The 11,200-nt window shown below is 63.8% G+C and carries 11 protein-coding genes and 1 pseudogene; 4 read left to right on the plus strand and 8 right to left on the minus strand.

Going from position 1 to position 11,200, the window contains the following annotated elements:
- The 3 genes and pseudogenes from EN749_RS20770 to EN749_RS20785 all read right to left on the minus strand — a co-directional run.
- Positions 1-677: pseudogene (locus EN749_RS20770) on the minus strand (ABC transporter permease); the annotation flags it as partial.
- Positions 674-1,552, minus strand: a complete 879-nt coding sequence (locus EN749_RS20775; RefSeq protein ID WP_127272550.1) for an ABC transporter permease — start codon at positions 1,550-1,552, stop codon at positions 674-676. The gene EN749_RS20775 and the pseudogene EN749_RS20770, both read right to left, overlap by 4 nt.
- A gap of 417 nt (positions 1,553-1,969) precedes the next feature.
- A complete protein-coding gene (locus tag EN749_RS20785; RefSeq protein ID WP_023813186.1) occupies positions 1,970-2,761 on the minus strand; it encodes an ABC transporter ATP-binding protein in 792 nt (263 codons plus the stop codon).
- Positions 2,762-2,903: 142 nt separating this feature from the next.
- On the opposite strand from EN749_RS20785, the gene EN749_RS20790 reads away from it, so the two are divergent.
- Positions 2,904-3,308: a cupin domain-containing protein gene (locus EN749_RS20790; protein ID WP_127321630.1), complete on the plus strand. Its 405-nt coding sequence runs from the start codon at positions 2,904-2,906 to the stop codon at positions 3,306-3,308.
- A gap of 328 nt (positions 3,309-3,636) precedes the next feature.
- Here the strand turns inward: EN749_RS20790 and hydA are convergent, their stop codons facing one another.
- The 4 genes from hydA to EN749_RS20815 all read right to left on the minus strand — a co-directional run bounded on the left by hydA (position 3,637) and on the right by EN749_RS20815 (position 8,291).
- Positions 3,637-5,088, minus strand: coding sequence for a dihydropyrimidinase (hydA, locus tag EN749_RS20800; protein WP_128363866.1), 1,452 nt, complete (start codon positions 5,086-5,088; stop codon positions 3,637-3,639).
- A gap of 61 nt (positions 5,089-5,149) precedes the next feature.
- Entirely contained in the window at positions 5,150-6,400 is a 1,251-nt protein-coding gene (locus tag EN749_RS20805) for a Zn-dependent hydrolase (protein ID WP_128363867.1), read from the minus strand.
- Between the two features lie 3 nt (positions 6,401-6,403).
- Positions 6,404-6,850 carry an endonuclease domain-containing protein gene (locus EN749_RS20810; protein ID WP_128363868.1) on the minus strand — a complete coding sequence of 149 codons (447 nt, stop codon included), beginning with the start codon at positions 6,848-6,850 and terminating at the stop codon, positions 6,404-6,406.
- Positions 6,851-6,962: 112 nt separating this feature from the next.
- On the minus strand, positions 6,963-8,291 hold the full coding sequence (locus EN749_RS20815; RefSeq protein ID WP_127398930.1) for an aspartate aminotransferase family protein: 1,329 nt from the start codon (positions 8,289-8,291) through the stop codon (positions 6,963-6,965).
- Positions 8,292-8,518: 227 nt separating this feature from the next.
- Here EN749_RS20815 and EN749_RS20820 point away from each other — a divergent pair, with 227 nt between their 5' ends.
- Positions 8,519-9,148, plus strand: a complete 630-nt coding sequence (locus EN749_RS20820) for a TetR family transcriptional regulator C-terminal domain-containing protein (RefSeq protein WP_127331170.1) — start codon at positions 8,519-8,521, stop codon at positions 9,146-9,148.
- Positions 9,149-9,152: 4 nt separating this feature from the next.
- Here EN749_RS20820 and EN749_RS20825 read toward each other — a convergent pair whose 3' ends face one another.
- A complete protein-coding gene (locus tag EN749_RS20825) occupies positions 9,153-10,040 on the minus strand; it encodes a helix-turn-helix transcriptional regulator (RefSeq protein WP_128363869.1) in 888 nt (295 codons plus the stop codon).
- Positions 10,041-10,143: 103 nt separating this feature from the next.
- Here EN749_RS20825 and EN749_RS20830 point away from each other — a divergent pair, with 103 nt between their 5' ends.
- Both EN749_RS20830 and EN749_RS20835 read left to right on the plus strand, forming a co-directional pair.
- Entirely contained in the window at positions 10,144-10,989 is an 846-nt protein-coding gene (locus EN749_RS20830; RefSeq protein WP_128363870.1) for an SDR family NAD(P)-dependent oxidoreductase, read from the plus strand.
- The coding region (locus EN749_RS20835) for an SDR family NAD(P)-dependent oxidoreductase (protein ID WP_128363871.1) at positions 10,986-11,200 on the plus strand (215 nt) is incomplete at its 3' end. The genes EN749_RS20830 and EN749_RS20835, both read left to right, overlap by 4 nt.

The raw sequence follows: 11,200 nt of genomic DNA on the forward strand, positions 1-11,200 counted from the left end.
TTGCCGATAGGCAAGAGCCCGCGCCGCAGGAACGGCACACGGTCGGCGAGGATTGCGGTGATGAAGCCGGCGCCGCTGCCCACCACATAGCCGAAGATCACCGCCTTGAAGATGGTCTGCCGGACATCCGCGCCGAGCACCGGCAGCGAACCGGCGATGCGCGCGCCGATTGCGCTTGGCGGCGGCAACAGGATGAAGGGAATGCCGGCCCCGCGCGTCACCGCTTCCCAGATGATCAGTATCCAGGCGCCGAAGATGGCCGGGATGATCAGGCGCAACGCGGTCCGCGCCCAGCTTGCCATCGGGCGAAGGCCCGACAGGACGGCGACGCAGCGCCAGCCAAGCAGCCAGGCACCCGTGAGCAGCAGGAAATAGGGCGCCCGCGCCAGGCCCTCGAAGCCGGTGATGCCGCCAATCAGCAGCCAGGCGGCCAGATGCGCGCCGATGAAAAGCACAACGGCTTCGACGACGGACGGTATTCTGGCCATCGAGATCAAAGCAGCGAGAAGCAGCACGCCGAAGATCAGCCAGTTCGTCGCCGCATAGGGATACATCAACGTCCCTGCAGGCTGCGCCAGCGCGTCGACTTTCGGCGCGGCGATCGGGCCGAGCGCGACCGCGATCAGGCACAGCACGATCGCCAACACCGCCTGCCAGGAGGGTTTCAGCCAGTTCATGCCGGCCTCCCGCCCATGGCGCGGTCGACGAGGCGCCCGGCAATGCCGACAACCATGACGAGAAGTGCTGCCACCACAGACCCAGCAACCAACGCCGACCAGATGTCGATGGACTGGCTGTAATAGGCGCCGGCGAGCAGCTTGGCGCCGATGCCGGCGACCGCACCGGTCGGCAGTTCGCCGACGATGGCGCCGACCAGGCTTGCCGCCACCGCCACCTTCATCGAGGTGAACAGGAACGGCACCGAGGCCGGCACGCGCAATCTCCAGAAGGTTTGCGCACGACTGGCATTGTAGGTGTGCATCAGGTCGAGATGCATGATCTCGGGTGAGCGCAGCCCCTTCACCATGCCGACGGTCACCGGGAAGAACGACAGATAGGTCGAGATCATCGCCTTCGGGATCAGACCGCTGATGCCGATCGCCCCCAGCACGACGATGATCATCGGCGCCACCGCCAGGATGGGAATGGTCTGCGAGGCGATGATCCACGGCATCAGGCTCCGGTCGAGCGTCGCCACATGGACAATGCCGACCGCAATAATGATGCCGAGCGCGGTGCCGAAGGCAAAGCCGAGCAGCGTCGACGACAGCGTCACCCAGGCATTGTAGACCAGGCTGCGGTTCGAGGTGATGGGCCGCAGGAAGGTGTTCTCGAAGAAATTCACCGCCACCTGATGCGGCGCCGGCAATGTCGGCTTCGGCTGCGACAGCGTCTTGCCGATGAGTTCGCTGAACGTGGAGGTCTCACCGGCGCGACGGTCGAGATCGCGCTGGAACGGCGCGTTGAGGATGACAGCGAAGACATACCAGAGCACGACCACCCCGGCGAGGATCGAGGTGACGGGGATGAGTTTGTCGCGGAAGGTGTCCATTAGGTGCGCTCCCCTTTGCCCAACGGCGAAGAGCGGCCATACCCATTCTTCGTCATCCTAGGGCGAAGCAAGGAGCGAAGCGACGCGGCGCAGACCCTAGGATCCATGCCGTTACCTCTGTGCTCCACAACGGTGCGGAACAAGGCTCCCTGTGCCTCGCCCTGCTTGGCCTGTTTTCTCAACCGTTTTCGCCTTTCGGCCGGCGTCACGGCATGGATCCTAGGGTCTGCGCAGGCCGCTGCGCGCCTGCTCTGCCCTAGGATGACGAAGGGGTGGTTGACCGCTCCCTTTACGCACGCCGCCTCGCGGTGCCCTGGGATGACGAAGGCGCGGTGGGCCGCCCCCTCACCCGACCTCCGCTTCGCTCCGGCCACCCTCTCCCCGTTGGGGAGAGGAGGGAGCCCGTCGATTGCTCCCTCAATCATCATAGCTGTGCCCCGCCCGCAGCCCGTCGCGCACGCGTGCCGCGATCGCCAGAAACTCCGGCGTCTCGCGGATGTCGAGCGGCCGCTCTCTCGGCAGTGTCGATTCGATGATGTCGCTGACGCGGCCCGGCCGCGGTGACATGACGACGATGCGCGTCGACAGATAGACGGCCTCCGGAATGGAGTGGGTGACGAAGCAGATGGTCTTGTTGGTGCGTCCCCACAATTCCAGCAATTGCTCGTTGAGATGGTCGCGCACGATCTCGTCCAGCGCGCCGAACGGCTCGTCCATCAGCAGCAGGTCGGCATCGAAGGCCAGCGCACGGGCAATCGAGGCGCGCTGCTGCATGCCGCCCGAGAGCTGCCAGGGATATTTCTTCTCGAAGCCAGAGAGGTTGACGAGGTCGAGCGTGCGCTTGATACGCTCGCCTTGCTCCGCCTTGGACAGGCCCATGATCTCCAGCGGCAGCCCGACATTGCGCTCGATCGTCCGCCACGGAAACAGCGCGGCGGCCTGGAAAACATAGCCATAGGCGCGTTTCTCGCGCGCCTGCTCTGCTGTCATGCCATTGACCGAAATCGTCCCCGAGGTTGGCTTCTCCAGATCGGCGATGACGCGCAGCAGCGTGGTCTTGCCGCAGCCCGAAGGCCCGATGAAGGAGACGAACTCCCCCTTGCCGATGGTGAGATCGACGTTTGACAGCGCCTGCACCGGCCCGTCATTGGTCTGGAAGGTCAGTCCGAGTTTGCTTGCCGCGACGACGGCTGGCGAAGTCCCCGTCATCGGCTGCCGCCTGCCTGTTTCCGTCCCTGCGGCGGCTGGAATCCGATTGCTTTTATCGCGATGTTGTTTTCCACTTACCCTGTCCCATTTGGCCCTGTCCCACTGACCTTGTCCCACTCGATCGACGCCCGGAGTTTCCCCGATGTCGCCCAAACCCACTTGTCATCTTATCCGCCCTGAAAGCACTTATGAAGGCAAGCAGGGATTGACCTATTTCGCCGGCATCGCCGCCGAGACCGTCGGCGCCTCCGGCATCTGCATGCACGTGCTCACCATGCCGCCCGGCGCGCGCGCCAAGGCGCATATGCATGAGAGCCACGAGACGGCGATCTATGTGCTCTCCGGCGAAGTTCACACCTGGTACGGCGACCGGCTCGAGCATCATATCGTCGTCAAGGCCGGCGACCTCTTCTACATTCCGGCCGGCGTGCCGCATCTGCCGGCCAATCTGAGCAGCGCCCCGTCTTCGGCCGTCATTGCCCGCACCGATCCCAACGAACAGGAAAGCGTCGTCCTGCTGCCGGAACTGGATGCGCTGGTCGCGTGAGGCCAGCATCGACGGGCTAGGATCCCACCGGTCAATTGCCCGAGGTTTGCGCTGCCCCTCATCGCCCTGCCGGGCACTTCTCCCCGTATAGTGACGGGGAGAAGGACGATTTCGCGGAGGATTTCGCCAATCTCCGACGTTACAAAAAAGGGCGGCGAGGTTGCGTTCATCTCCCTTCTCCCCGTCACTATACGGGGAGAAGGTGCCGGCAGGCGGATGAGGGGCGGCGCCGAGTTCGGCAACTATCGGCACTGCAACACATCCCCAAAGGCGGCGCCGTGTTTGTCGGCAATCATCCGTTTCTTGGCGTTGTTCGAGCCGCGCAAGCTCAAACCCCAGTCGCCGGGATGCCGGTGCGCTCCACCTTGCGCGGCGCGGAGATTTCCTTCCACGTCGACAGCGCCCGGTTGACCGCCGCATTCGGCTCGCGGCCGACGAATTCGCCATGCCCGGGCTTGGCCTTGATTTCCGCCTCCTGGATCGACAGTTCGCCACGCGAGAACACGAACCGCGGCAGACCGGTCACCTCGAACCCTTCGAACACGTTGTAGTCGATGACGGACTGCTGCTTCTTCGAAGTGATCTTTTTCTTGCGCTTGGGATCCCAGACGACGATGTCGGCGTCGGCGCCCTCTACGATGGCGCCCTTCTTCGGATACATGTTGAGGATCTTGGCGATGTTGGTCGAGGTCACCGCGACGAACTCGTTCATCGTCAGCCGGCCGGTGTTGACGCCCGTCGTCCACAGTACCGGCATGCGGTCTTCGAGGCCGCCGGTGCCGTTCGGGATCTTGGTGAAATCGCCGACGCCGTTGCGCTTCTGCTTGGTGCTGAAAGCGCAATGATCGGTCGCCACCACCTGCAGCGAGCCCGCCTGCAGGCCCGCCCACAGCGAATCCTGGTGTAATTTGTTGCGGAAGGGCGGGCTCATCACGCGGCGCGCCGCATGATCCCAGTCCTTGTCGAAATACTCGCTCTCGTCCAGGGTCAGGTGCTGGATCAGCGGTTCTCCGAACACCCGCATGCCCTTCTGCCTCGCGCGGCGGATCGCCTCGTGGCTCTGCTCGCAGGAGACATGCACGACATAGAGCGGCACGCCGGCCATGTCGGCGATCATGATGGCGCGGTTGGTCGCCTCGCCTTCCACTTCGGGTGGCCGTGAATAGGCGTGGCCCTCGGGGCCGTTGTTGCCGGCAGCCAGCAGCTTCTGGGACAGGGCGGCGACCACATCGCCATTCTCGGCATGCACCAGCGGCAGCGCGCCGAGATCGGCGCAACGCTGGAACGAAGCATACATCTCGTCGTCGTCGACCATCAGCGCGCCCTTGTAGGCCATGAAATGCTTGAACGAGGTGATGCCCTTGTCGACGACCCTGGCCATCTCGTCGAACACCTGCTTGCCCCACCAGGTGATCGCCATGTGGAAGGAATAGTCGCACGACGCCTTCGAGGTCTTGTTGTCCCACATCTGCAAGGCTTCGAGCAGCGACTGCTGCGGCGCCGGCAGGCAGAAATCGACCACCATCGTCGTGCCGCCGGAGAGCGCCGCGCGCGTGCCGGATTCGAAATCATCGGCCGAATAGGTGCCCATGAACGGCATTTCGAGATGGGTGTGCGGGTCGATGCCGCCCGGCATGATGTAGCAGCCGGTGGCGTCGAACTCATGGTCGCCATGCAGGCCCGAGCCGATGGCGACGATCTTGCCGTGCTGCATCAGCACATCGGCCTTCCAGGTGCGGTCGGCGGTGACGATGGTGCCGTTTCGGATGACTTTGGTCATTAGCTGTTCCCTTGTTCTTGCCGCGCTTCTTACGAGCGTCGTTTGGAAGGTGGATCTAAGCTCACTCCACGATGACAGCCGTCTCCACCACCGCGTGGAACAAAACGTCGGCACCTGCCGAAGCCCATTCCTTGGTGATCTCCTCGGCCTCGTTGTGGCTCAAGCCGTCGACGCAGGGGCACATCACCATGGCGGTGGGCGCGACGCGGTTGATCCAGCAGGCGTCATGGCCGGCGCCGGAGACGATGTTGCGGTGGGAATAGCCGAGACGTTCGGCGGCATCGCGGATCGCCTTGACGCAACCCGCGTCGAAGGTGACCGGATCGAAAGCGCCGACCTGCTCGATCTCGTAGCGGATGTCGAGCGCGTCGCAGATCGTGTCGATGCCTTCACGGATGCGGCCATCCATAGCGTCCAGCACTTCCTTTTCCGGCGAGCGGATGTCGACGGTGAAGACGGTGCGTCCGGCGATGATGTTGCGCGAGTTGGGATAGACCTCCATGTGGCCGACCGCGCCGACGGCATCGGGCTGGTAGTCCATGGCGATCTCGTGCACCAGTTCGATCACCCGCGCCATGCCGAGCCCGGCATTGCGGCGCTTGGGCATCGGGGTCGAGCCGGTGTGGGCTTCCTTGCCTGTCAGCGTCACCTGCAGCCATTTAAGGCCCTGGCCATGAGTGACGACCCCGATGTCGATATCTTCGTCCTCGAGGATCGGACCCTGTTCGATATGCAGTTCGAAGAAGGCGTGGATCTTGCGGTCACCGACCTTCTCAGTGCCTTTCCAACCGATACGCTCGAGCTCCTCACCGAATTTCTTGCCCTGCTTGTCGACATGCCCGTACACATCGGCCTGGTCGAGCACGCCGGCGAACACGCCGGACGCCATCATAGCCGGCGCAAAGCGCGAGCCCTCCTCGTTCGTCCAGTTGGTGACGACGATCGGATGTTTGGTCTTGATGCCGAGATCGTTGAGCGAGCGCACCACTTCAAGCCCGCCCAGCACGCCGAGCACGCCGTCGTACTTGCCGCCGGTCGGCTGCGTATCGAGATGGCTGCCGACATAGACCGGCGGCAGGCTGGGATCGGTGCCTTCGCGGCGGGCGAACAACGCGCCCCTTTTATCGACGCCCATTTCGAGCCCGGCCGCATCGCACCAGCGCTTGAACAGATGCCGCCCTTCGCCGTCTTCGTCGGTCACGGTCTGGCGATTGTTGCCGCCGGCGATGCCGGGGCCAATCTTCGCCATCTCCATGATGGAATCCCACAAACGATCTGAATTGATTCGCAGATTCTCGCCGGGTGCGGCCATGCTCTAAAACCTCATCGATTGCGGGGCGCCGGCGTCCCCCTCCCCCTCGAGGGGAGCGTGGCCGCGAAGCGGTCGGGTGGGGTCGGCTGACATATGCTCAACCTTCCCCTTGACCATCTGCGCGACATGCCACGCGCTGTTTATGACATCGGGCTCGTCAACACGGAAGACGTGAAACCCGAGAGAGCGCAGATAGGCATCACGAACAGCATCGTGCCGTTTACCCTTCTCGTGTTCGTGCAGATCACCGTCGACCTCAACGATCAGCTTCACCGCCAAGCAAACGAAGTCAACGATATAAGGCCCAATCGGGCACTGACGGCGAAACTTGATGCCTCCCGATTTCAACTCCCACAGTTCATACCACAGGAGGGATTCGCCCTTGGTCGCGTGAACTCGAAGCGCGCGCGCCTTCTGGCGCATTTCGAAGCTCACGCGGGTACGGGGCATCAGACGCGGCCACGCAGCAAAAGATCAGGTCGGCACCCAGTCGCACCGACCCCACCCGACCGCTTCGCGGCCACCCTCCCCTCGAGGGGGAGGGATATCCGCGTCCAGTTCGTCAATCTATGGCTCGCAAGACTTCTCTGACATGGTCGATCAATTCGTTGATCTGGCCCTTGGTGATGATCAGCGGCGGCGACAGCGCGATGATGTCGCCGGTGGTGCGGATCAGCGCGCCGCGCTCGAACGCCTTGACGAAGGCCGAGAAGGCCCGCTTGGTCGGCTGGCCGGCGATCGGCGCCAGCTCGATCGCGCCGATCAGGCCGATGTTCCTGATATCGATGACGTTCGGCTCGCCTTTCAGCGAATGCAGCGCGTCTTCCCAGTACGGCGCCAGCTCCTCGCCGCGGGTCAGCAGGCCCTCTTCCTTGTAGGTGTCGAGCGTGCCGAGTGCGGCCGCGCAGGCGATCGGGTTGCCCGAATAGGTGTAGCCGTGGAAGAACTCGATCATGTGCTCGGGGCCGGTCATGAAGGCGTCGTGGATCTCCTTCTTGACGAACACCGCGCCCATCGGGATGACGCCGTTGGAGACGCCCTTGGCGGTGGTCATGATGTCTGGCGTGACACCGAAATAATCGGCGGCGAACGGCGTACCAAGACGACCGAAGCCGGTGATGACCTCGTCGAAGATCAACAGGATGCCATGCTTGGTGCAGATTTCACGCAGCTTCTCGAGATAGCCCTTCGGCGGCAGGATGACGCCGGTGGAGCCTGCGACCGGCTCGACGATGACGGCGGCGATGGTCGAAGCGTCATGCAGGGCGACGATGCGCTCCAGTTCGTTGGCGAGTTCCGCGCCATACTCCGGTACGCCCTTGGTGAAGGCGTTCTTTTCCGGCAGATGCGTGTGCGGCATATGGTCGACGCCGCCGAGCAGCGTGCCGAACATCTTGCGGTTGGTGACGATGCCGCCGACCGAGATGCCGCCGAAATTGACGCCGTGATAGCCGCGCTCGCGACCGATCAGCCGGGTGCGCGAGCCCTCGCCCTTCACACGATGATAGGCGATGGCCATCTTGAGCGCGGTCTCGACCGATTCCGAGCCGGAATTGGTGAAGAAGACATGGTCCATGCCCTTGGGCGCGAGGTCGACCAGGCGGTTGGCCAGTTCGAACACGATCGGGTGGCCCATCTGGAAGGCGGGCGCATAGTCGAGCTCGGCGGCCTGCTGCTGGATCGCCTCGGTGATCTTGGGACGGCAGTGGCCGGCATTGACGCACCACAGGCCGGCGGTGCCGTCGAGAACCTTGCGGCCGTCGCTGGTCGTGTAATGCATGTCCTTCGCGGACACCATCATGCGTGGCGCCTGCTTGAACTGCCGGTTTGCCGTGAACGGCATCCAGAATGCGCTGAGATCGTTCGGCGTGACTTTCAGCCGGTTGGACATGACCAGGACTTCCCCTTGTAATCTGTTTCGGTGCGCCCAACGCTTGGTCTTTGCCGCGTTTTCATGCTACGCAAATTTTTGACCGATTGGACAAACGTTAGCACCGCCCTGTCGGCGGTCAAGGGATTACTAGCGGAAATGCGGCACCTGAAGTGCGTTCCACAGGCTAGGGAAAAACTGGTCCAGAGAATTGGTCCAGATGACCCTCAACGCGAGGGCTGGCAACGGTGACCACGGACGCCCCTCGTCGCACCCGCATCCAGCAGGAAAAGCGCGAACTCATCCTGGAGGCGGCGCTTGAGGTTTTCTCGACCAACGGTTTTCGTGGCTCGACCATTGACCAGATCGCCGAAGCCGCCGGCATGTCGAAGCCGAACCTGCTCTATTATTTCCGCCGCAAGGAAGACATCCACGAGACGCTGATGCAGCGCCTGCTCGACACCTGGCTGGCGCCGCTGCGTGAACTCGATGACATCGGCGACCCCTTGACCGAATTGCGCAGCTACATCAGGCGCAAGCTGGAGATGGCACGCGACTTTCCGCGCGAGAGCCGGCTGTTCGCCAACGAGATCCTGCAAGGCGCGCCGCGCATCATGCCGCTGCTGGCGGGCGAACTGAAAACGCTGGTCGACGAGAAGGCGACCGTCATCAAGGGCTGGATGCGCGCCGGCAAGATCGCCAAGACCGATCCGTGGCACCTGATCTTCTCGATCTGGGCGACGACGCAGCACTACGCCGATTTCGACGTCCAGGTCCGGGCCGTGCTCGGGCCGAACCGCGGCGGCGACGGCCGCTTCGAGGATGCGGCAAGGTTTCTCGAACAATTGTTCTTGGATGGGCTGAAGCCGAAGACCTGACGCTTCAGGCGCTGCGCCGCTCAACCGGCAGCGCGTCCAGCAATGTCTGCAGCTTGGCGACCGAGTTCTGCTCGGCGAGCGGCGTGTAGACGATCAGCTTCATGTCGGAGCCATCGCCGATCGACAGGCTCATATGCTCGAAGGTCATGGCGCCCGCGCTCGGGTGCCGGACATGCTTCACCCCCGACAACCGGTGCGCGACGTCGCGCTGCGGCCACCAGGCGCGAAATTCGGGGCTCGAACGCGTCATCAACTCGATCAGCCGCTCGAAATCCGGATCGCCGACATAACGCGCACTCGCGGCCCGAAACGAGGCCAGCACGGTGCGCGCCAGTTGCTCCCAGTCGACCAGCAGGCGCCGGTGGTGCGGGCTCGTGAACACCATGTGGACGATGTTGCGGGCGTCACCCTCCAGCAAGCCATAGTCGCCGAACACCGCGACGGCAGCCGGGTTCCAGGCCAGCACATCCCAGCGCCGCCCGACAACATAGGCCGGCTGCAGCACCAGGCACTGCAGCATGTGCAGCAACGGGCCGTCGACTTTTTCCAGCGCCACGGCACGGCGCTCCGGCTGCTGGCGATCGGCGAGGATAAGCAGATGCTGTTTTTCGGCGGCGTCGAGGCGCAGAGCTTCGGCAAGTGCCGTCAGCACCTCGACCGAGGGCCTGACCTCCCGCCCCTGCTCCAGCCATGTGTACCAGGTGGTGCCGACACCGGCGATCATCGCCACCTCCTCGCGGCGCAAGCCCGGCGTACGCCGCCTGAGACCGGTGGCGATGCCGGTGGCCGAGGGCGTCAGCCTTTCGCGGCGCGAGCGCAGGAAGGCGCCGAGTTCGCGCCGGCGGCTGTCTTCAGCCGAATGTGTGGGGGCAGCGTGGGGTTGGGACTCCATGCGGGTATTATAGCAGTATTGATACCAGGATAAAGTTTGAACTGTTTGGCCCGCGCCAACTGTCCCATCTTCGGTTCAGAGCAACAGAACGGAGGCTCTGAACATGGAACTCAAAGACAAGACGATCCTCATCACCGGCTCTACCGATGGCGTCGGCCGGGTCGTCGCGCAACGGCTCGGCGCCGCGGGCGCCCGTGTGCTGGTGCATGGCCGCGATGCGACGCGCGGCAAGGCTGTTGTCACCGGGATCGAAGCCGCCGGCGGCAGGGCGGAGCTTCTGGTCGCCGACCTCTCTTCGCTGGGCGAAGTGCGGCGGCTTGCCGAAGCCGTGCGCGCCCGGACGGATCGGCTCGACATCCTCATCAACAATGCCGGAATCGGCACAGCGGGCCAAGGTGCCAAAAGGCAGGTCAGCGCCGACGGCTACGAACTGCGCTTCGCGGTCAACTACCTCGCCGGTTTCCTGCTGACATCGGAGCTTCTGTCGTTGCTGAAGGCGAGTGCGCCGGCCCGCATCGTCAATGTCGCCTCTGCGGGGCAGCAGGCGATCGATTTCAGCGATGTCATGCTGACCCGCTCCTATGACGGCGTGCGTGCCTATTGCCAGAGCAAGCTGGCGCAGATCCTGTTCACCGTCGACCTTGCGGAGCAGCTGAAAGGCACCGGCGTCACCGTCAACGCGCTGCATCCGGCGAGCTATATGAACACCACCATGGTCCGGCAAGCAGGCGTGACGCCGTGGAGCTCGGTCGAGACCGGCGCCGAGGCCATCCTCAACCTCGCCGCCTCACCCGCGCTCGACGGGAAAAGCGGCCTCTATTTCGACGGCCTGCGGGAATCCCGCGCCGATACCCAGGCCTATGACGCCAAGGCAAGGCAACGTCTGCGAGCCTTGAGCCTTGATCTCATCGGCACGGCCTCCCCCACATCGAAGGAAGACCATTCATGACCAAGACAATCGAACACACCGTCATCATCGGCGGCTCGTCCGGCATCGGCCTGGCGACGGCGCGAAAACTGCTTGGCCCGGGCATGAAGGTGACCATCACCGGGCGCAACGAGGACAAACTGAAGAGCGCTTGGAAAAGCCTTGGCAGCGCTGCCGGGAAGGTTGCGTTCGACGCCGCGAAGCCGGATGAGGTCCGCCGGTTCTTCGAGAG

This window comes from Mesorhizobium sp. M7A.F.Ca.ET.027.02.1.1, assembly GCF_004022985.1.
In the GTDB taxonomy this organism is placed as follows: Bacteria; Pseudomonadota; Alphaproteobacteria; order Rhizobiales; family Rhizobiaceae; genus Mesorhizobium.